We start from the raw sequence: 22524 nt of genomic DNA on the forward strand, positions 1-22524 counted from the left end.
TAGAATAAACTTTGAAAAACGTGGAATAAACCTCTGAAAACGTAGAATAAACTTCGAAAATACGTAGAAAACCCTATGCCAACAGAAGCTCGCCTTGTTATAAAAGTGCAAAAAAGCTGTAGGGAACGCCTGTCCCTACAGCTTATTGATTATTTTTTCTTTTTCGTTAAGCGACCTAATGCAAATGCGCCTGCTGCAACTGCTAGTATTGTGTTTGTTTTTTTGTTAAATACTTGCTTTGTTACAAGGTTTAAGTTTTGTGGACGCTCTGCAAGACGACGCATGAAGTAGCCGTACCAGTCTTGACCAAATGGTACATACGTACAGAAGTTGTAGCCTTCCTTTGCTAAAGAAAGTTGCATTTCTTTACGGAAGCCGTATAACATTTGGAATTCAAATTTATCGTTTGGAATATTGTGGTCTTTTACGAAACGCTTTACATGATCAATGACATTGTGGTCATGTGTAGCGATTGATGTAAATTTACCATTTAATAAATGATATTCGATTAACTCGATATAGTTTAAGTCGATATCTAATTTATCTTGGTATGCTACAGATTCCGATTCTTTATATGCACCTTTTACAATGCGTAAACGGTAGTCTTTGAATTTCTCGATGTCTTCTTTTGCACGGAAGAAGTATGCTTGAATTACTGTACCAACGTTATCGTATGTTTTAGAAAGCTCTTCAACTAAATCGAAAGAAACTTGTAAACGATCGTAATTTTCCATATCGAAGTTAACGAAAATATCGTACTCAGCAGCTAGTGCTACGATTTCGCGTAAATTGTCATAGCAGAAGTCGATATCGATATCAAGACCAAGTTGAGAAGGCTTTAATGAAATATGAGCATCTACACCTTCCGTATGAATCGCTTCAATCACAGCTAAGATTTGCTCTTTTGCTTTTGTTGCTTCAGACTTTTCGAACACGAATTCACCTAAATTATCTACTGTACATGAGATGCCTTGTGCATTCAATTCCTTGATGCTTTGGATTACTTCAGGAATATTTGTTCCTGCCACAACGCTTTGAGCGCCTAATTTTAAGCCGTATTTTTGTGCAGCGCTATTTAAGAGCTGGTTTTCTGATAGTTGGATAAAAAAGTCACGTAATAGCATAAACTGTGCTCCTTTTATTTTTTAGAATATAAATCTAAATTATTATAACATATTTAGGCGGATATGCTACAAAAGTATAGCATATCTTCAAATGAAAGAATTTTTAATTAATTGCATTCTTTCATTAAATAAGGATGGATAAATTAAAAAACCAAAAACGATACTCGTTAACGTAGCGCATGTTAACAAAGCAAAGACGATTAAAATTTGAAATTGTACTGCTTGTATTGGATCAGCGCCACCGATAATTTGCCCACTCATCATGCCGGGAAGCTGTACAAGTCCAATTGTTTTTTGTGCCTCAATTGTTGGGATCATACTTGCTTTGATAGCTTTCTTTAAATGGTGATGCACCGCCTGCTTTGGCGTGCCACCGAGCGATAAAATCAGCTCAATCTCATGTTCGTGCGCCTCGATTTCTGCTGCGAAACGATTTAAAAATAAAATAACTAAAACCATTGAATTGCCGATTAGCATTCCGCTAATTGGAATAATATATTGAGGCGTAGGTGGAATAATATGAAAGCCTAATAATACTCCTTGTGTAACAATTTCAACAATAATAAGTGTAACAGCCAGTTTCCATGTGATACCTGCAATGTTTTTGCCTTTTTTACGTGCATTCAACGTTGCGACTATAATCATTAGTGCAATCATGAGCAGTGAATAAGCAATATGCTCTGTATCGAAGACGAATTTCAATATATAGCCGATAAAAAGTAATTGCACGACAGAGCGAACGGTTGCCACAATGGTATCTTTTTCAAGCCCAAGCCGCAATACTTTAGATAGAACAAGCGGAATAAAAATAAAGATGAGGGTTAAGGCAAGTGTTGAGTAAGTCATTGTCTGCCTCCAAGTAAAAATGCTTGGACATGGGCATCATTGGAATTCATAATTTCACTCGTTGTGCCACTAGCAACGACTTGCCCTTGCGCCATCACCCATATATAATCACCCATTTTTTGCGCCTGTTCAATGTTATGTGTAATCCATATAATTGTTATGCCTTTTTGACGAATTTTCATAATTAATTGTTCAATTTCTTGTACCGAATGAGGGTCGAGTGCTGATGTAATTTCATCGAGTAGTAAAATTTTTGAGTGGTTTAACAGCGTCCGTGCAATAGCTAACTTTTGTTTTTGGCCACCTGATAAATCCATTGCTTGGCGCATTAATAATGACTCATCTAAGCCAACATCTGCTAGCATATGAAGCGCCTCTTCCTTTGTTAATTCTAGTTTTTGTAATTGCCTTGGCAAAGCTAAATTATGAAAGACGGTTGTTCGTAGAATAGGGGCATTTTGTAAGACAATGCCGACCTTTTTTCGAAGCGCTGTTGGTGCATATGTTTCAATCGCTTGACCATGCACATAAATAGCTCCAGCTGTAGGGCTTAATAAGGCATTGCACATTTTCAATAAAGTGGTTTTACCGGCACCAGAAGAGCCGATTAATGTAGTAATAGCACCAGCATGTATATTTTGTGAGATGTTATGTAAAATCCATTGTTCATTGACTATATAGCTCATATTTTGAAATTGTATAGCGTATGACATAGCGCTCTCCTTTATGGTAGTACTTGCTAATAATCATACCTTTATACTGCGAAAGTAACAATAAGGAAGCATGAAAAGCTGCTCGGAAAACAAATTCCGAACAGTTTTTGTTAAGCAGAAGTTTGCTTTGTACCAGCCGTTGTTAAACGGTGAGCAAAAGATTCGTTGGGTGTAAGCCCTCTAAAAGTATCTTGTTGGAATTCATAGGCGTTAGAGCCATGCTCTGCTATATCAAGTCCGCCAATTTCTTCCTCACGTGATACACGCAATGGGATAAAGACTTTAATAAGAGATAAGCTAGCTGCAACTGTTATTGATGTCCAAGCGATGACAGCAACAACGCCAATTGCTTGCACAGCAAGTTGTGTCAGACCGCCACCATAAAATAGCCCGTTTGTTACATCGAAAAAGCCGATTGCTACAGTTCCCCAAATACCACATAGACCATGCACCGCTACTGCACCAACTGGATCATCTACTCTTAGGCGATGTTCGATGAAACGAACGCTTTCTACTAATAAAGGACCTGCAAGTAAACCAATAATAATGGAGCCAATAATACTGACACTCGCGGCACCAGCCGTGATACTCACCAAGCCAGCTAATGCGCCATTCAATGTTAAAGAGCCATCAATATAACTATAGCGTAGCTTCGTATAAAAGGCAGTCGCAATCACACTAGCAGCAGCAGCTAAAAAGGTATTGGCAATCACGCTAGGTACAGCTTCGGGATCTGCGGCTAATGTAGAGCCACCATTAAAGCCGAACCAGCCTAGCCATAAAATAAATACTCCTAGTGCACCAAGTGGAATAGAGTGACCTGGAATGACATTGACACGTTTTTTCGTATATTTACCGATGCGTGGACCAATCATTGCAGCAGCTACGAAAGCGCCGACAGCCCCTGTTAAATGAACAACTGTCGAACCAGCGAAATCGATAAAGCCAAGCTGTGTAATCCAACCATCGCCTTGCCAAATCCAATGTCCAACAACGGGATAAATGAATAATGTCATTACAACAACAATAGCCATATACGCCATAATATTTGTGCGCTCTGCGACAGCGCCTGAAATAATTGTTGCACAAGTGGCTGCGAACATTGCTTGGAAAACGAAAAAGCCAATATCATCCACACCGTTCAACAGAAAGCCGGAAGAGCCTACAATGCCATTAGTCGTATCGCCAAACATAATCGCATAGCCTGCTATAAAATAAACGATACCACCAATTGAAATTGTTAAAATATTTTTAATTAAAATATTGACTACATTTTTAGAGCGGGTAAAACCAGCCTCAACCATGGCAAAGCCTGTATGCATAAAAAACACTAAAAATGCGCCAAGCATTACCCAGACAAGATTAATGGAAAGTTCCAATGCTTCATTACTCATAACATCTCCTCATTTCTTATGAAAATTTAATTGATAGCCACCGAGCCAACTTCTTGAGTGCGAATTCGAATTGCCTGTTCAACAGGGAAAATAAAGATTTTGCCGTCGCCTACTTCACCTGTGGAAGCTTCTTTTAAAATAACATCAATAATTGCCTGCACTTTGTCATCTTCTATGACCATTTCTAACTTTAGCTTTGGAGAAAACTCCATTGTGTATGAACTTCCACGAAATAGTGCAGTACGTCCCTCTTGACGCCCACATCCTGCAATTTCATAAATGCTTAATCCATCGATGCCCTCTTCAGCCAAGCCTTCACGCACAGCTACGAATACTTCTGGACGGATAATCGCTTCAATTTTCTTCATCGAATCACTCCTTCAGCTTTGAATATATATCATCATAAAGGGGATTCCTTTGAAACAAAAGCTTTATGTAAGGAAACCTAACATAGAAAAAATCGATGAAATTTATCTCGTAATGGTATGAATGTAACTAACAGGTTTTTAATAATGTGAAGGGTTTTAGTGAGAGGCAAGATTTCTATATCTAGTTCAGAGTTTTTCGAGTTGGCTGATGGAAGTTAAGCTAAAACTGTCACGGCACGCGTTAATAGCTAACTCGGCTTCCCTTAAAAATCTGTGACCTCTGTTGGCGGCTTTGGGACAACGCAATGTTGGTTACTTTAGTCGCTATTGAAGCACTGGGCGTCGTCACACACTGAATGAAATGCTAATGAAGGATTCGTCTCGGCATCTGTAATGGTGGAGTATTCTACTGAATCAAAATAAATGAAAATAGTGTATACTATGACTAATATATTTCGGAAGAAGGGAATTTGTATGGGAACGAAGTATCAAGATGATAGTTTAGCGTTACACACGGACTTATATCAAATTAATATGGCTGAAAGTTATTGGGCAGATGGTGTGCATAAGCGTAAATCTGTGTTTGAACTATATTTTCGAAAACTGCCATTTGGCAATGGCTATGCTATTTTTGCAGGGCTTGAGCGAGCACTTGATTATTTGAAAAACTTTCACTTTACAGAAAGTGATATTGCTTATTTACGTGAAGAGCTTGGTTATGGGGAAGATTTTTTAAGCTATTTACAAGAGGTTCGCTTTACAGGGACAGTATATTCAATGGCAGAAGGGGAGCTTGCTTTTGGCAATGAGCCGATTATGCGAATTGAAGCACCTCTTATTGAGGCGCAACTGATTGAAACGGCATTGCTGAATATCGTAAATTTCCAAACCCTGATTGCAACGAAAGCGAGTCGCATTAAGCAAGTAATTAAAGATGAGGTGGGCATGGAGTTTGGAACGCGACGTGCACAGGAAATGGACGCCGCTTTATGGGGGGCAAGAGCTTCTATAATTGGTGGCTTTGAATCAACATCCAATGTGCGCGCAGGGAAGCGTTTTAATATCCCTGTTTCAGGTACACATGCACATGCACTTGTGCAAGCTTATAAAAATGATTATGATGCTTTCCATGCATATGCGAAGCGCCATCGCAATTGCGTTTTTTTAGTAGACACGTATAACACGTTAAAATCAGGTGTACCAAGTGCGATTAAAGTGGCAAAAGAGCTTGGCGATAAAATTAATTTTGTTGGTATTCGCTTAGATAGTGGGGACATTGCATTTTTATCGAAAGAGGCACGTCGTATGCTAGATGAGGCGGGTTTCCCTAATGCCAAAATTATCGTATCGAATGATTTAGACGAGTACACGATTTTAAATTTAAAGGCACAAGGTGCAAAGGTTGATATGTGGGGGATTGGTACAAAGTTAATCACCGCATATGATCAGCCAGCATTAGGAGCTGTTTATAAAATTGTATCGATTGAAAATAAAGATGGTGTGATGGAGGATACAATTAAAATTTCTGCGAATGCGGAAAAGGTAACGACACCAGGTTTGAAAAAAGTCTATCGCATTATTGATCGTGTAACAGGGAAATCAGAGGGTGACTATATTACGATGGAAGATGAGCAACCAGAGAAAGAGGAACGTATCAAAATGTTCCATCCCGTACACACATTTGTATCAAAGTTTGTAACGAATTTTGAAGCGAAAAACTTGCATGTGAAAGTAATTGAGGATGGCGAAATCATTTATCAAAACCCAGAACTTATGGATATTCGTCAATATGCCAAGAACAACTTAGAGCTATTATGGGATGAATATAAGCGCTCATTAAATCCAGAAGAGTATCCAGTCGATTTAAGCCAAAAGTGCTGGGATAATAAAATGCGCAATATTAATGAGGCACGAGAAATGGTTGAAAAACTGGAGCGATTATAAGGAGTGGTGAGTGATGACATTGCAGCAGCAAATTATTGAGGAATTAAAAGTTTTGCCAACAATTGATCCACAAACTGAGGTACGCAAAACGATTGATTTCTTAAAAAGCTATGCGCTAAAGCATGCTTTTCTGAAAGGCTTTGTACTAGGGATTAGCGGTGGGCAAGATTCGACTTTAGCAGGAAAGCTCACACAGCTAGCAGTTGACGAGCTTAATGCAGAGGCAGGAGAAAATAAATATGCATTTTGGGCGGTGCGTTTACCATATGGCACACAGTTTGATGAGCAAGATTGCCAAGATGCGCTCAATTTTATTCAACCGACACATATTTATACGATTAACATTAAAGCAGCAGTAGATGCGAGTGTACAAACATTGGCAGATGCAGGCGTGCTGTTAAGCGATTTTGCGAAGGGCAATGAAAAAGCACGTGAGCGTATGAAAGCGCAATTCTCAATTGCAGCGATGCATAGCGCGGTTGTTATTGGTACAGATCATGCGGCTGAAGCCGTTACAGGTTTCTATACGAAATTTGGCGATGGTGGTGCGGATTTATTACCAATTTTCCGTTTAAATAAGCGCCAAGGAAAGCAAATTTTAGCCTTTTTAAATTGCCCAGAGCATTTGTATATTAAAGCACCAACAGCCGATTTAGAGGAAAATCGTCCAGCATTGCCAGATGAAACAGCCTTGGGTATTACGTATGATGTAATTGATGATTATTTAGAGGGCAAAGAAATTCCAGTAGAGTCCCAAGCTATTTTGGAAGGGCATTATTTACGCTCGCAGCATAAAAGACATATGCCCGTTACAATCTTTGATGATTTTTGGAAGTAAGAAAATGAAAAAGCCGAACTATCCAACGAAACTCTAAATAAAAGTGTTTCAGAATAGCTCGGCTTTTCTATTTAAAAATTTAGTTATATTTTTTTAGTAAAAATACGATATAAATAATACAGACATGGAAAGGAGGTATGTGTAATGCGCACATCGAGAGTAAGTGCTACGCATAATAATATGTTTCGTGACAGTCGCCATTATGTGCAGGCTAGCGATGCTTTTCAACAGGCTATGAGTGAGGACAATCGCCCACCTTTTAATCAGTCAAATCAGCAATCATTATTATCCAACAATAAAAAGCAAAAGAAAAATAAAGGCATCATTTTAAAAAATAGCCCACGTCTCGTTATTAAAGGTATGCAGTATAATGCGGACTCAGCAATTATCCGCAATCGACTTCTTGTCGCTTCTCAAGTTGTGAACTACACGAGCAATATGAAAGGTCGCCATTACACATACCGCAATTCGATTTAAGTTAAGCTTCTGGCGGATATCACAGGTTTTGAAGAGGAGACTTGCATGATGTAGGGCAGTTAACCATTGTCACAGGAGATGACGCTTTTAGGTTAACTGCTACTATGAGCAAGCTCGAAAAAATCTGGACGAGAGTGAGCCGAGGCGTAATTGATAGGCTTACCCCCTTTCAATTGTGTTTGAAAGTATTTTTCGTTATGCTTAAAGTACTGGAAAAGAATTGTTCGTATCTCGTATTATGAGAAGATATGATTGATTATTCGAAAAATTGTTGCTGACGTAAGGGGGATATTGGATGCATCATCAAATTGAAGCGATTATTCAAAATATAGAAAAAGTGATGATTGGTAAGAAGGAAGTGGCGGAGCTAAGCGTTGTCGCATTGCTTGCAGGAGGACATGTTTTACTGGAGGATGTTCCAGGTGTAGGGAAGACAATGATGGTTCGATCTTTGGCGAAATCGGTAAGTGCAGAGTTTCGTAGAATTCAATTTACACCAGATTTATTGCCATCGGATGTTGTAGGAGTTTCTATTTATAATCCAAAGACATTGGAATTCGAATTCCGACCAGGGCCGATTATTGGCAATATTATATTGGCTGATGAAATTAACAGAACATCTCCTAAAACGCAATCCGCTTTGCTTGAAGCGATGGAGGAAGCATCTGTAACAATTGATGGTGAAACATTGAAAATTGTTAAGCCGTTTTTCGTTATGGCAACACAAAACCCGATCGAATATGAAGGTACGTATCCGTTACCAGAAGCACAACTGGATCGTTTTTTATTGAAAATAAAAATGGGCTACCCGACATTAGCTGAGGAAGTGGAAGTGTTAAGAAGGGCGCAATCTGCGCAACCAATAGAGCAAATTGATGCGGTACTTTCTTTAGAGGAACTGCTGGCATTACAACATGAAGTGCAACGTGTTTTTATTGAGGATAGCGTCAAAACATATATTGTTGAGCTAGCTGCTGCGACTCGCCGTGACGGACAAATTTATTTAGGTGTAAGTCCACGTGCCTCAATCGCTTTAATGAAGGCGGCACAAGCATATGCTTTATTGAAAGGGAGAGATTTTGTCACACCCGATGATGTACAATATTTAGCACCATTTGTTTTTAGCCACCGTTTAATTTTACAGCCAGAGGCACGCTATGAGGGAATTACAGCAGAGCAAGTAATGGGACGTATTGTTGAATGGGTAACAGTGCCTGTTCAAAGGTACAGTGAAAGATGACGGGCGTTTATGCAATGATTCGCTATCATATTCGATTTGTAAGTCTTCTATTATTTGCAATTATCTTATTTTGCTTTGCGATGTTTCAAGGTGGTTTTGTCAGTTGGTTTATTTTTTTTGCGATAAGTCCATTTTTACTTTACGCAATGATGTTACATTTCACCCCACTTAATTTTGCCATAGTGGAGCGTATGATTTATCCAACTTATGCAAAGCATGGAGATGATTTGGGCATAACGGTGAGCTTTCGTAATAAGACGGCTATGCCATTGGCGTTTCTTCTTGTTCGTGAAATGACGGATGAGCATCAAATAAATGACCAGAGTAAATTAATCTTTGTCGGCTTCAAACGACATTTTAAATGGACGTATGAAATCAAAAATGTGACGCGTGGTGAATATCATTTTCAAGGTTTAGAGTTGGTTGTAACAGATTTTTTTGGCTGGGTAACACGCACGAAAAAAATAGAGCAGCCGCATACCATTTTAGTTTATCCAAAAACAGTTGCCATCCCTTTTTCTACAATGCAAATGCAGTATGATCAAGGTACGGTTCTTGCTAAATATACGATTATGAAGGACACGACAATGGCAACAGGTGTCCGTAATTATCAGCCGGGTGACCGTTTTTCATGGATTCATTGGAAATCCTTTGCGAAGGGGGGGACGCTACGCACAAAAGAGTTCGAAGACCGTCAAGCACAGCGTTTACTTGTCTGTATTCAGCAAGCCTCAAGGAAGCATTTTGAACAGGCTGTTAGCTTAACCGCTTCTATTATGCAATCAATTGTCAAGCATCAAGGGGAGGTATCATTTGCTACAGCGGGAGAAAATCGAGTATATATGCCTTTCGTCCGTACTGATGGACAACTAGAGAAGGTTATGCGGCACTTAGCCGTTATTCAAGCGAATGGCGAAGATACAGCTTCAGCAATTGTTCGTAGTAGATACGAAGGGTTGAATCAATCGATTTTAATCATCGTGACAGGAGAATTTACGAAGGAATGCCAGCAGCTATTATTAAGCAGTACACAGCATGTACGCGCAATTATTTGCTTCGTCATCGTCACGATGGATGAATTAAAAAGCATGGCAAATACATACCGTACGATTGGACAAAACCGTGTCATTTATTTAACCGAGGATATGTTTAGTCAAGCGTTCACGGAGGTGAATAGACCGTGAAAATGAATGAGAAATTTTATTTAGAATACGGCATCTATTACATCGTTGTGTTCATTATTTTACGAGAATGGTTAAAGCCTATTATGGAGTTAACCAACACAGGCTATGATTATTATTTCCTCATTTTCATTGCTCTTTCTCTAGCACTAGCATTGTTAGGATTACCATTAATTATTACATGGCTGATTAAAAGCGTATATATTGCCTTTTTTATTATTCGTGCTTATAGCGATTATTCGATATTTTCAACAGATGGCTTGCATTTTTTATATAGCGATTTGCAGTGGAATGTATTACAGCTTTTACAAAAGAATTTCACTGGCGTATCGAACCCGTTCCGTACTTTGTTATTTTTAATATTGATTTGGATGCTTGTTTATTTAATTCATCATTGGATTACTGTACGCATGAGTGTCTTTTATTTCCTTGTATTGACAATCTTCTTTATTACGATGCTCGATACATTTAGCGAATATGATGGCACTGGAGCCATTGTAAAAGTGGTCTTACTTGGCTTAATACTGACAGCCTTTCTTTTCTTAAAGCGCTCAACAACCGAGATGGGTGCATTTGTACAGCGAAAATCTTATTTGCACTATTTAACACCAGTTCTTTTACTAGTTAGCATAGTTGGTCTTGTTGCTTTTATGTCGCCGAAATCACCCCCACAATGGCCAGACCCTGTTCCGTTTATTAAAGGTGTAGCGACAGGGGGGATTGGTGGTGTAGTAGAAGGCAAAGTTGGCTATGGTGAAAATGATGAGACATTAGGTGGCGGCTTTTCTCAAGATGATACGGTTGTCTTTCACGCCCATGCACCGAAAAAGCAATATTGGCGTATTGAAACAAAAGATTTCTATACAACGAAGGGCTGGACTGTGGCAAATGATAGTTATAATGAGTGGGAAATTCCCTCGAATACATTATTGCCATTGTCCATTCCAAATGGTGAAGAAGAGTCGCGAGCAGAAATACTCCCAACAGCAGATTTTCCGTTTATTTTACAACCATATGGCTTAAAGCGAGTATTATTTGATGGCTCTCTTATTTTGACGGAAGAAACCGAAAAGCTTCAAACGGTTGTGCAAAATAACATTGTTGCATTGGATTATTATCAACTTATTTATAGTGAGCCATCTTATAGCTTTACAGCATTAAAGGATGGGGATATGCCGAGAACAACGGTGAATTCACGCTTTTTGCAGTTACCGCATGAATTGCCAGAGCGTGTACGGGATTTAGCTGAGGACATCACGGGAAGATATAACACAACGTATGATAAAGCGCGAGCAATTGAGCGTTATTTCCAACAAAATGGCTTTACCTATGAGACGAACAATATTGCCTATCCTGCACAAGATCAAGACTATGTAGATCAATTTTTGTTTGAAACTAAGCGAGGCTATTGTGATAATTTCTCTACAGCGATGGTTGTTATGCTACGTTCTGTTGATATTCCTGCAAGATGGGTGAAGGGCTTCGTAGGTGGCGATCAAATTGGTCGTACAGATGATGGATTACTGATATTTGAAGTGCAAAATAACGATGCCCATTCTTGGGTAGAAGTATATGTCGATGGCATTGGTTGGATGCCGTTTGAGCCAACAATTGGCTTCTCTAGTCCTGCATCAATTGATTATGATGTAGATTTATCAGATATCGAGGATGAGCTTGTACCTGAGGAACAAAGAGAGCTTGAGCAGCAGCAAAAAGAAGAAATGGAGCAAGTGGCACAAAGCCAAGAAGTAGAAGGCGCGACTTCAAGTGTATTCAATGAAAAAAATAGAAAGTGGCTCATTGCATTAGTCATTGCTTTACTCGCTGCAATCTATTTATTGTATCGACGTCGACGTAAATGGCTACCAACTGTCTATGTAAAAATGAACCGTCAAAAGAAACAGGATGCTGAAAGCTTTGATTTATCTTACAGCCGTTTATTAAAGCAATTAGAGTACCAAGGCTTAAGACGCCAAAGCAATCAAACATTGAAAAGCTTTGCACAGGAAGTCGATGCGCATTTTGGTACAAGCGATATGACGATTTTGACAGAAGCATATGAGCGTATGGTTTATAGTGAAAAGGGCGAGGCATTAGATTTTGAACAACTGAAAGAAAGTTGGGAAAATTTAATCAATCGCACAGGTAGTTGATTTTACACGACACAAAGGGTAAAATTGCAGAAGAATAGAGCATTTCAAGTAAGTGCAGCTAAACATAAAATTAAAAATGTATGCCTTCATATAGGTCCGATAATATGGTTCGGATGTTTCTACTAAGTTGCCGTAAATAACTTATCTATGATGGCGGATTTGTTATATAATCCGCTTGAAGAAGGAACGCGCAGAAAATTATATTTCAGCGCGTTCTTTCTTATCAATATGGAGCATTTTAAACTAAAAAAGAGGTGGAATTTGTGTCAACTCCTTTATTAAAAGAGCAAGAAAAGATTATCGTTCTAGATTTCGGAAGCCAGTTTAATCAATTAATTACGCGTCGTATTCGTGAATTTGGCGTATTTTCAGAATTACATGCACATACAATTACAGCGCAAGAAATTAAAGAAATGAATGCTGTAGGTATTGTATTTTCAGGTGGTCCAAACTCCGTTTATGATGACCAAGCATTCAAAGTAGATCCAGCTATTTTTGACTTAGGACTACCGATTTTAGGGATTTGCTACGGTATGCAATTAATCGCACATACACAAGGTGGTAAAGTAGAAAGCGCAGAAACACGTGAATACGGTAAAGCGGAAATCAATGTTGTGACAGAAGGCAAATTATTTGGAGACTTACCAAAGGAGCAGGTTGTATGGATGAGTCATGGAGACCATGTAACAGAAGTACCAGCTGGTTTCGAAATAATTGCAACAAGTCCAGCATGTCCGATTGCTGCAATGGCAAACGTAGAGCGTAAACTTTATGCAGTTCAATTCCATCCAGAAGTACGTCACTCTGTTTATGGCAATGACTTATTGAAAAACTTCGTGTTTGATGTATGTAATGCAAAGGGTGACTGGTCAATGGCGAACTTCATCGACATTGAAGTGGCCAAAATTCGCGAGCAAGTGGGTAATAAGCAAGTACTTTGTGCATTATCAGGCGGCGTAGATTCTTCAGTTGTAGCCGTATTAATTCATAAAGCAATTGGCGATCAATTAACATGTATGTTTGTCGACCACAACTTGAACCGTAAAGGTGAAGTAGAGCAAGTAATGAAAACCTTCACGGAAGACTTTGATATGAAAGTTATTAAAATCGATGCACGTGAACGCTTTATGAACAAGCTAAAGGGTGTATCTGACCCAGAGCAAAAGCGTAAAATCATCGGTAATGAGTTCATTTATGTATTCGACGAAGAATCAGCCAAATTAGAAGATATGGACTTCTTAGCACAAGGCACGCTGTACACAGACATCATCGAATCAGGCACAGCAACAGCTCAAACAATTAAATCACACCATAATGTAGGTGGCTTACCAGAGGATATGAAATTCCAATTAATTGAGCCATTAAACACATTATTCAAAGATGAAGTACGCGCGCTAGGCTTAGAGCTAGGCCTTCCAGAAGCCGTTGTATGGCGTCAACCATTCCCGGGTCCAGGATTAGGTATCCGTGTACTTGGCGAAGTAACAGAAGAAAAATTAGAAATCGTGCGTGAAGCTGACTATATTTTACGCGAAGAAATTAAAAATGCAGGTCTTGAACGCGACATTTGGCAATACTTCGCAGTGCTACCAGACATCCGTTCAGTAGGCGTAATGGGTGACGGTCGCACATACGACTATGCAATCGGCATCCGTGGCGTTACATCCATCGATGGCATGACATCAGACTGGGCACGTATTCCATATGATGTATTAGAGAAGATTTCTGTACGTATTGTCAATGAAGTAAAGCACGTTAACCGTGTGCTGTATGATATTACAAGCAAGCCACCAGCGACGATTGAGTGGGAATAATAAAAAGAAAGCCTGGAATCCTTATTTAAAAGGGTTCTAGGCTCTTTTTATTATGTACTTGCAAACATATTGCAAACAATATGTGAATTAATCAATATAATCTTTCGCTATCAGATTAATGCAATCTAATAAAGGTCTAAAATTTTCGAAATTTATATCTTTGTAGTTTTTCCAGATGTATGAGGCAAAGGCCTTTTTACCGTAATTCGCAGCATCAGTATATTTCGTTTTATCACGTTCAAAAGTTTTACCATTAAGTTTAGCATCTAGGGTTTCTGCATCGAACAAATCTTCTATTTCACATTCTTTGACATTATCAGCTAATTGATTAGTAACTATATAAAGATTGGAAGTAACGTTTATGTAATTTTTAGTCTGTAGTTCATGAATTTTTTCTTTTTTTAAAGCCATATAATTAACTAAATTTTTTAATGGTTTGTTATCATTAGCGAGTTCATTATCTAGTATAAATATTAAAGGATTTTTAGGAAGTACATTAATATTTTTGAAGATTTCACTGTAATTTGGGCAATCATTTTTTTCTTTATTAACTGTATAAAAATTATAGATTTTCTTCATTGTATCTGCGCCTTCTTCTTCCAAATCGAAAAAGTATTTCATCTTTTTTGTTCTTTTTAAAAAAGAGATTTTAAAATGAAAATTTTCATCAACTTTTTCAATTAAATTTGGATAATCTGTATATAGATTTTTTAGAGCACTTTTTAAATAGGTTATGTCTGTTGGACCTTCTGTTAAAATACAAGGGTTTTTATTAGATAGGAAATATTTATAAAAAAGAAATTTTTGATACTCTTTTTCTTTTCCATTTAGATTTCTAAAATTTAACTTTAAATTCTTATCGATTTTTTTCCTTTCTTTATTAGATTCTTTGTTTATATGATTTATGAATGAAAAACGACCTTCAAGTTGATTTAAACTGCCTTCTGAATCATTTATAGTAAAGGAACCATTTTTATATAAAGAATTAACCATTGCGCGAGTATCTTTATAGAAATCTTTTTTTACATTCACTTTTTTATTTACAACTAGTCCAGTTACAACTTGTCTAGACTGTTTATATTGAAGTCGAGTTTTTTTTTCGTTAATTTTAAATCCTGATTGTTTTATGATAACTTCTAATTGTTTTGTGAATTCTTCTAATTGATCAGCAAAATTTTTATTGTTTGTAGAAAAAGTTAAATCATCTGCATATCTGGTATAATCTAATTTATATTTTTTTGCAGTCTTTAATAATTTCATATCTAAAATATTGCAAATCAGATTAGTTATTATAGGAGATGATGGCGCACCTTGTGGTAGGGAACCATTGTAACAAGTTAATTGAGCTAGAACTGTTGCAATATTCTCAGGGAATAGATAATTTTTATTTTTTTCAAAATATCCTTTTACTCTTCCAAAATGAAAACTTTCAAAGAAATTTTCTAAATCTAGGTTAAGAACAAAACGCTTATTTTTATGTACCTTAGCATTTGTTATAATACTTTTATCTTCAGTAAAAGCATGAGCTATATTAGACTTGATATTATTTTCAAAAAGAAACACCCTCTGTTGTTTTAATAACATCTTTACAATATTTCTTTGAATATCCTTTAAATCATTAGAAGGTGCATTAATAACCCTTTCTCCACCACTCTTTTTTGGTATTTTAAAACTTGTATATGAATTTTCTGCTTTTTTAATATACAATACAAAGGTTAATTTTTTCTTCGGTGTTTTTAAAATCCTAGAAAGGTCATCTAGTGATGTTATATCTTTATAAGTATCCATGTTTATAACCTCCAAAAAAAAAATAGAACGTGTGGTTACTCATTACGTTCTAAGGAATCTGCACCATACGGTACATTATGATGAATAAGGAACAAATCTCCCTACCATTTTTGTCAAAACTTGCGAAACACAAGTTGAAAATCTAACCACACATTCTAAAAAATTATAATACAAATTTTTAGGAATTGGAAGTTTATATATTTCTATCTACATACTGATTTGAAGTTAATTTTCTACCCGAAGCTTTATGGTGTTGAACATTAATAACGTTTTTAAGTCTATTTGCCACTTCACGATTCATATTAGGATATAAATGTCCGTAAGTACCTAATGTAGTTTGAATATCCTCATGTCCTAACCTATCACGTATTACCAAAGCATTTTCCCCTAGAGAGATTAGCAATGAAGCATGGGAGTGTCTTAAAGCGTGAGTTCGTATTTTATGAACGCCAGCTAATTTTGAGTGCTGCTCAATAATATGAAACGTGGCACTTTTGTTAGTTGGGAAGCCGTTATAGGATAAAACATATTTAGAGGGAAAGACGTGTAGCTGTCTTTCTCTCCATTTTTTTAGAAAGGCGATAGTGTCATCATCTAGAGCAATAACACGATTACTAGCTTTTGTTTTAGGCTCTGTAATATAAAATTCGTTTGAGTTCTTATAATACATTGATTTACTCACTGTTAGCGTTTTTTCTTCTAGGTCAATATCAGAATCCCATTCTAATGCTTGTGCTTCACCAAAGCGTAAGCCTGTCATGAATAAAAGCCAAATCATGATGAATGAAAAATGTTGGTGGAAATCAGAAATGTTAAATGTAGCGATAACTTTTTCAAATTCTTCTTTCGTCCAGAAGTCCACTTTCTTTTTGACCTTCTTCACGTTACCTACTGTTTTAGCTCCGTTTGTTTGTAATAAACCTAATTTCACAGCTAGGTCTAAATTCTTTTGTAACAATCCATGAACATTACGAATATAGGCATTAGAGTAATTTTCGGAAAGTTTATTTTGCCACTGTTTTATTAATGGTGGGCTAATGTCTTTTAATTTTTTAGTGTAGAAAAATTTGAAATGAAGATCCATAGAAGATTCTCTATTTTCAAATGTTCTTGCACTTACTGACCGCTTATAATCTGGTTTGAAATAAGTTTCATAAAACTCTTTAAATGCCATTGTGCTATTTTTCTTCACAGACGTAGAAGAATAATTATTCATATACTCGTCATAAGCCTTTTTAGCTTCTTTTTGAGATAGGAAACCACGTTCCCAATGTTGAATTCGTTTGCCTGTTTCATCGTATCCAAGACTTGCTACAAAATACCATTTGCCATTTCTTTTATCCTGATAGACATTAGCTATCTTAGGCATGATGTTTATCTCCAGTTGATTCAAGTGAGAAACCTAGAATTTCCTCTACTGCTTTAACTGGAACTCTTCCTAAGCGTTTACTTGCATAGTAGGAGAACCCTTTACTTTGCATTAAATACTTAGCTTGGCGAATAATATCAGCTGATTGGCTAGGACCAAATCCTAAATTAATTAATTCTTGTCTAGTTACTGTAATCATTGTTTATTAACCCCTTTCGATATTTCGTATAATGAACGGTTGAATTCTTAAAACTTTTATCTGGGGACTGAAAGTCTGGGATATTTCGTGTATACTCTTTAGTGTAAATAATATTTGTTTCGGGCAAATCAATCGGTTGTAACGAGTTGATTCGTCTAATTGTTGGCTTTTTTAAATTTTGCGATTTAAAAAAAGCCTTTTTTTTATGCTCTTTAAATTCCAAGTCTTTAGAGAAATATTTACTGACATAACGACCTCGATTCTCTTGACTGTCTACATCGATTTTATTTAATTTAACAAACCCATGTCCCCAGATGTTTTGCAGATTTTTTATTTTGATAAATGGTAAGTCAAAGAAAATTACATGGTAATGAATAGCGCCACGTTTTTGCTTTTCCCAAACAGCTAAGTATTTTAGTAGTTGTTTTTTCTGATTATATAAATAGTAATTTAATCGTTTTATAAATTTGTTTAATTCTAAATTAGTAAAGTTAATATCTTGTTCGTTTTCTTTGAATGTTAATGTCATAAATTTTGTTTTGTTATCAAAGTTGCAGTCGACAATACGAGCAATTTCCCAACGCATATGCTCATAATGTTTTTGCTTTCGTTTAAGGCTGTCATATTGATTGTTGGTTTTTGTAGTGATAGAATCATCACTTATTTCATTTACCCAGTCATTAAGGTTATGCAATATTTCACTATCAACTTTAACGGAGTAAAAAACAGGGTCATCAATATATTCCCAAACTTCGATAGTTGTCGGTGTTTCAACAATTTTAAATTTATAGCTTCTAGTTTCTTTATTGATAGGAATCACTCATTTCAAATCCCTGTCATGAACTTCTCCGATATTTATTTTCTCTAGATGTTGTTCTATATATCAAGTTAAGAAGCTCGCATAAACCGCTCGCTTGAACCTCTCAATCAATAGAAAAGACTCGGCCACTCCGTTCGGACGCTAGGGCGTCCGCCTCCCTATTTCGATTGATTTCGAGGTTGCAGTGGGGGATATCGGTTTAACAATGTGTTTCAGCTCCTCAATAAAATTAAAATTTGAAGGTAGAACAGGGGTTTCGAAATAGACTGGTGAAATATGTTGACCATCAATCTGAATATATCCGCCACCCTTGACTGTAATGGTTTTATATTCACTGTCATTTGTACCGAAACACATTTCGTAACCTTGTCTAGACATCGTTCCTAGCGCCACTCTACACCCAATTGAATCCCTAATAGCACCTTCAAGAAATGATGTATCAGGACGTTGTAAAATTAGTTCTACAAAGCAACCACTAGCACGCCCCTTTAAAATCAATTGATGTAGATATTGAGAGCATTCCTCACGTAGCTTCTTATCCGCTCCTTTAATAAACGCTGCCCATTCATCTATCACCACAATTACAGGAGGTATAGAAAAATCGACGAAGGTTTTCCCGAAAGCTGAAACGTTATTAAAGTAATCTCGATATCGCTTTTCCATGATTTCTGTTACTTCTCTAAGAATGCGTGCGATTTGGTTTGGTTCACTAGCAACTCTCTTTACTCCGAATTCGGGAAGTAATTTTATTAAAGAGAGATCCGCAGATTTTGGATCAACTATATAAAGTTCTGCATTCATTCGAGCGTAGTCTAGTATTTTGGAATAAATATAAAACGATTTTCCCGAACCAGTAGAGCCTACTGTCATACCATGGCTTACTTTGCTAATATCGTATGAGATTTTCTCGGTAACTCTAATGGTAGTTCCATTATTTAGAGTTTTATTTGGAGCCAGAATAATTCGTTCATCAGGCTTTAATTCAAATACATAATCACAATGCGTAACTTCATCAATCTTTTTGTATAAAGGAAGGGCGAATAAGGCACTAAGCAATGTATCGTAAGTGTTTGCCTTATCTGAAAATTTATCTGCTTTTTTATATGCCCTAATGATTAATTCATCAGTATTCGTTTTTTTGTATGAAAATCGAGCAGAGTTTACAACTACCTTTTCTTTTTTGGAATTCTTGTTGTCTGTATTTATTTCTCGTATTTCTTCTTCGTATAATTTATTTGCTTTTATAAAGCGCTTTAATTTTTTGAATGGAGAAACATTGTACTTTTTTCGAGTTACTATCCACTGTTTTATGGTGAATAATGACCCCATGAAAATGAGAACTAAACTAAGAAGTTGTACCAAAGGTGAGTTAGAAAAAACATTCAAAACGTAAGCTGCTACAGTTGCTAATACAAATAAAGTGATTAATAAAAAACTGAAATGGACGTGTAAGGGAGCTTTTGAAAAGTAGCTCACTTTTTTGAATTTATTCTTACGTTTTAGCAATTGTTATTCCTCCTCGTGAACAAGACATTTATCTGCTTTGATTGATAGATGAATCCATCCGTTCTGTACATAAGGTGTAATAATTAAGTTTTCAAATTTAACGAAAGTATTATCAAGTACTTCACTGTTTTCTGGGTCGAATAAAGGACGAGGCTCATCGATTTTGATAGATACTTTTTCGAATTTGCGTTCTAAACAAACTACGCTATAAACATAAGAGATAATTTTATCTGTGCGTTCGAATTTACCATCTTCATTTTTCACCTGTTCATATTTAGCTGTTACATCTACAAGTAATAAACTTTCTCCTAATGTAGCAATTGAATCGATAACTGGTCTTAACATGTTAGTTCCTCGTTTCTGTTTTTTGTTTTTATGGTATCTGGATACAAAATTGCCTTGAAGGACTTCTTATACAAAACATCGTTATTACATTCACCTTAAATACCTCCTTATTCATTTGCCGCCTATAAAACATCTTTTAGGTGTTAAATAGGTGATAAATGGATGGTAACACTTGCTAGATGTTTTGTAAACACCTAAAACTCACCAAATTGGTGTTTTGAGAAAAATGAAAAAAGCTAATCTTTACGATTAGCTTCTACAACAATTTATTTATCTTCGTTATTATTTTGTTCTTTCTCTATTTCTTCTACAAAAGTTTTTAAAGCGTATCCAATAGCAAAGCCTTGAGTTACTTTTCCGCCACCAAATTCTTTACTAATTATTTTTTGCGCCTTCTCTAAATTGTTTTTTCCTTCTTCAGATAGAGTAATTGTCATTCTCATAAAATTAACACCCCATTAGAGTATATTTTTCACCAATATAGAACCATTTTAACATCAAAGTCCCGAGTGTCAATTTTGGAGTATACAATTAAATTAACATATTTGTTGCTAACAATTTGCAAACAATAGAAATAAATTTATACTCAATTAAAAGGATATAACCATTCTAAAAGTGCTCTAAATCAATGAATAACTTTTAATGAATCGTAAAAATCATGGAGTGGGAATAGTAGTAGGAGAGTTAGAAACCCTTATGTATCAGGGGTTTCTAACTCCCTTTTTTGTTTCTATTGCACTTTTTGTTTTCTTGTTACGTAAATAGCTTACAGTAAATTGATTTTTTAGGAGAGGAATCATGATTTTGTTTCGCTTCTTTAAACGAAATGATTCCGTTTAATTTGTTAGCAACTTCAAAATTACTATGAGGATATAAATGTCCATATATACCTAAAGTTGTTTCAATATCTTCATGCCCTAAACGGTCTTTAATAATCAGTGGATTTTCTCCCATGCTAATGAGTAGGGAGGCATGGGAATGTCGTAAGGCATGAATTTTAATTCTATGGACACCTGCTAATTTTGCATAACGCTCTATGGCATGAGCAATGGTATGTTTTTGTGTAGGTATTCCATTATAACTCATTACAAAGCCTGTTTTGATTAGATTCTGTTATGATTTGTTTACTTGAAATAAAGGATTTAATTGTCCATCGAAAATTATCTACATTTGGAAGATGTTCTTTATCAATATTTTCATTGGTACAGGCAACAAGGAGAAATATAAAACTTAAAATAATTATTAGTTTCTTTATATAGAATCCCTCCCTTACAATTAAAAAATTTTTAATAATTACTCTACTATAACAAAATATAGACAAAGTGTTTCAACCAACAAAAAAACCGAACTATTCTATTGAAACATTAATGAAGTGTTTCAGAATAGTTCGGTTTTTCTATTTATCGTGTTTTGTTAATTTCGAGATTATGGGACTTTATGAAAGAATCATTTAGCTATGCTCCAGTCCCTAGCATTACTTTTAAAATTTCACTTGAGCATGTGTAGTAGATTCTGTAAACTTATCCGATTGACTTGCTGAAACTCCAAATGTAAGAGGATAGAAAGTAACGCTTGGTGCAATTTGTAAGAATGATTCTTGATGTAGGTACTTGCCATAAGCATCTATTTGGCTAGTTGAAGCTAGTTTTTCGGCTGTGTAGTAAGCCAGTACAGATAACGTTACTACTTCTTCACTGGCGCAAGCATACGATTTTGCAATATCGTTTGGTAAATCTACTGACAAGGTATAACCAGATGCTCCTTTTGACCATGAATTACTTCCACTGAAATAATCTGTAACTGGATACTTATATTTATTACATGAATGTCTTACTGTCCAACTTAGTTGTCCACGTTGGGAATCAGGAGAAGGAGCCCAAAAAGCACTATTAATACCTGTTCCTATGACATCAATCTTTCTATTCGATGGCATAATGTGCCAAACCACTGAAGTTTTTACTCTATATTGTTGTTTCGCTGTTAAAGAAACAATAGTAGTAGTAACAGTTTTGTACGATGTTTCGTGTTTGTCTGTTGCCGCAAATGTAGAAACTGAACTATTATTTCTCTCAGCCTCTCTCGCAGCTTCTTCTAATTGAACTTCTTTTAAGTACGTATCTTCATCAAGCTCAACAACTATAGAACTGTTATCGCTTTGTGGACTGATGTTGTAATTAGAAATTTTACTTTCAATAACTTTGAAAAACTTTTTGTCTACAGATACAACTTCACCATGAATTTCTAAGTTTTCTGCTATTAGTTTTTCAGACATTTTCGAAATTTCTTCTTGTGTGAATCCCAAAGATTCCAAATGTGTTATTTGTTCTGCATTTAATTCAGTAGCATTAGCATTGGTACTATTTAAATTAAATGCAACAAATAATACCTGTCTCTTATACACATCT

At 36.2% G+C, this 22524-nt stretch carries 20 protein-coding genes, 1 pseudogene and 1 riboswitch; of the genes and pseudogenes, 7 read left to right on the top strand and 14 right to left on the bottom strand.

All coding sequences use genetic code 11. From position 1 onward, the window contains the following. Positions 1–149: 149 nt before the first annotated feature. The 5 genes from C9J34_RS18110 to C9J34_RS18130 all read right to left on the bottom strand — a co-directional run bounded on the left by C9J34_RS18110 (position 150) and on the right by C9J34_RS18130 (position 4445). Positions 150–1124 (bottom strand): proline dehydrogenase family protein, encoded by a 975-nt coding sequence (locus C9J34_RS18110; protein ID WP_107841583.1) that lies wholly within the window; start codon positions 1122–1124, stop codon positions 150–152. Between the two features lie 87 nt (positions 1125–1211). Then, entirely contained in the window at positions 1212–1970 is a 759-nt protein-coding gene (locus tag C9J34_RS18115) for an ABC transporter permease (RefSeq protein ID WP_107841584.1), read from the bottom strand. After that, positions 1967–2683, bottom strand: coding sequence for an ABC transporter ATP-binding protein (locus tag C9J34_RS18120; protein ID WP_107841585.1), 717 nt, complete (start codon positions 2681–2683; stop codon positions 1967–1969). Before C9J34_RS18120 ends, C9J34_RS18115 begins: the two co-directional genes overlap by 4 nt. 110 nt (positions 2684–2793) lie before the next feature. Further along, positions 2794–4077 carry an ammonium transporter gene (locus tag C9J34_RS18125; RefSeq protein ID WP_107841586.1) on the bottom strand — a complete coding sequence of 428 codons (1284 nt, stop codon included), beginning with the start codon at positions 4075–4077 and terminating at the stop codon, positions 2794–2796. Positions 4078–4103: 26 nt separating this feature from the next. After that, positions 4104–4445, bottom strand: a complete 342-nt coding sequence (locus C9J34_RS18130) for a P-II family nitrogen regulator (RefSeq protein WP_107841587.1) — start codon at positions 4443–4445, stop codon at positions 4104–4106. A 474-nt stretch (positions 4446–4919) separates the two neighbouring features. On the opposite strand from C9J34_RS18130, the gene C9J34_RS18135 reads away from it, so the two are divergent. The 7 genes from C9J34_RS18135 (at position 4920) to guaA (ending at position 14092) form a co-directional block, all read left to right on the top strand. Continuing rightward, positions 4920–6389 carry a nicotinate phosphoribosyltransferase gene (locus tag C9J34_RS18135; protein WP_107841588.1) on the top strand — a complete coding sequence of 490 codons (1470 nt, stop codon included), beginning with the start codon at positions 4920–4922 and terminating at the stop codon, positions 6387–6389. Between the two features lie 13 nt (positions 6390–6402). After that, positions 6403–7227, top strand: a complete 825-nt coding sequence (gene nadE, locus C9J34_RS18140; protein WP_107841589.1) for an ammonia-dependent NAD(+) synthetase — start codon at positions 6403–6405, stop codon at positions 7225–7227. 144 nt (positions 7228–7371) lie between these two features. Further along, on the top strand, positions 7372–7704 hold the full coding sequence (locus tag C9J34_RS18145) for a hypothetical protein (RefSeq protein ID WP_107841590.1): 333 nt from the start codon (positions 7372–7374) through the stop codon (positions 7702–7704). 295 nt (positions 7705–7999) lie between these two features. After that, a complete protein-coding gene (locus C9J34_RS18155; protein WP_107841592.1) occupies positions 8000–8944 on the top strand; it encodes an AAA family ATPase in 945 nt (314 codons plus the stop codon). Further along, on the top strand, positions 8941–10128 hold the full coding sequence (locus C9J34_RS18160) for a DUF58 domain-containing protein (protein ID WP_107841593.1): 1188 nt from the start codon (positions 8941–8943) through the stop codon (positions 10126–10128). The genes C9J34_RS18155 and C9J34_RS18160 overlap by 4 nt, the downstream gene beginning before the upstream one ends. A gap of 2 nt (positions 10129–10130) precedes the next feature. After that, positions 10131–12278, top strand: a complete 2148-nt coding sequence (locus C9J34_RS18165; protein WP_153062653.1) for a transglutaminaseTgpA domain-containing protein — start codon at positions 10131–10133, stop codon at positions 12276–12278. Positions 12279–12344: 66 nt separating this feature from the next. Further along, a riboswitch (purine riboswitch) is annotated at positions 12345–12446 on the top strand. A gap of 95 nt (positions 12447–12541) precedes the next feature. Further along, positions 12542–14092, top strand: a complete 1551-nt coding sequence (gene guaA / locus C9J34_RS18170; protein ID WP_107841595.1) for a glutamine-hydrolyzing GMP synthase — start codon at positions 12542–12544, stop codon at positions 14090–14092. Positions 14093–14179: 87 nt separating this feature from the next. Here guaA and C9J34_RS18175 read toward each other — a convergent pair whose 3' ends face one another. The 9 genes and pseudogenes from C9J34_RS18175 to C9J34_RS18210 form a co-directional block, all read right to left on the bottom strand. Further along, a complete protein-coding gene (locus tag C9J34_RS18175; protein WP_107841596.1) occupies positions 14180–15880 on the bottom strand; it encodes a retron Ec67 family RNA-directed DNA polymerase/endonuclease in 1701 nt (566 codons plus the stop codon). A gap of 193 nt (positions 15881–16073) precedes the next feature. Further along, positions 16074–17249: a site-specific integrase gene (locus C9J34_RS18180; protein ID WP_107841597.1), complete on the bottom strand. Its 1176-nt coding sequence runs from the start codon at positions 17247–17249 to the stop codon at positions 16074–16076. Next, the gene (locus tag C9J34_RS18185) at positions 17242–17448 is read right to left on the bottom strand and encodes a DUF3173 domain-containing protein (RefSeq protein ID WP_107841598.1); all 207 of its coding nucleotides are present in this window, start codon (positions 17446–17448) and stop codon (positions 17242–17244) included. The genes C9J34_RS18180 and C9J34_RS18185 overlap by 8 nt, the downstream gene beginning before the upstream one ends. Then, positions 17432–18268 (bottom strand): rolling circle replication-associated protein, encoded by an 837-nt coding sequence (locus C9J34_RS18190; protein WP_238600704.1) that lies wholly within the window; start codon positions 18266–18268, stop codon positions 17432–17434. Before C9J34_RS18190 ends, C9J34_RS18185 begins: the two co-directional genes overlap by 17 nt. Positions 18269–18409: 141 nt before the next feature. Beyond that, positions 18410–19774: an FtsK/SpoIIIE domain-containing protein gene (locus tag C9J34_RS18195; RefSeq protein WP_107841599.1), complete on the bottom strand. Its 1365-nt coding sequence runs from the start codon at positions 19772–19774 to the stop codon at positions 18410–18412. Between the two features lie 3 nt (positions 19775–19777). Continuing rightward, complete coding sequence (locus tag C9J34_RS18200) at positions 19778–20119, bottom strand: hypothetical protein (protein WP_107841600.1); 342 nt, start codon at positions 20117–20119, stop codon at positions 19778–19780. Positions 20120–20385: 266 nt separating this feature from the next. Beyond that, positions 20386–20562, bottom strand: coding sequence for a hypothetical protein (locus C9J34_RS22105; RefSeq protein WP_193769072.1), 177 nt, complete (start codon positions 20560–20562; stop codon positions 20386–20388). Positions 20563–20820: 258 nt separating this feature from the next. Then, a pseudogene (locus C9J34_RS18205) lies at positions 20821–21232 on the bottom strand (tyrosine-type recombinase/integrase); the annotation flags it as partial. 367 nt (positions 21233–21599) lie between these two features. Next, entirely contained in the window at positions 21600–22520 is a 921-nt protein-coding gene (locus C9J34_RS18210) for a hypothetical protein (protein ID WP_107841601.1), read from the bottom strand. Positions 22521–22524: the final 4 nt, after the last annotated feature.

This window comes from Metasolibacillus meyeri, from assembly GCF_003049505.1.
Classification (GTDB): Bacteria; Bacillota; Bacilli; order Bacillales_A; family Planococcaceae; genus Metasolibacillus; species Metasolibacillus meyeri.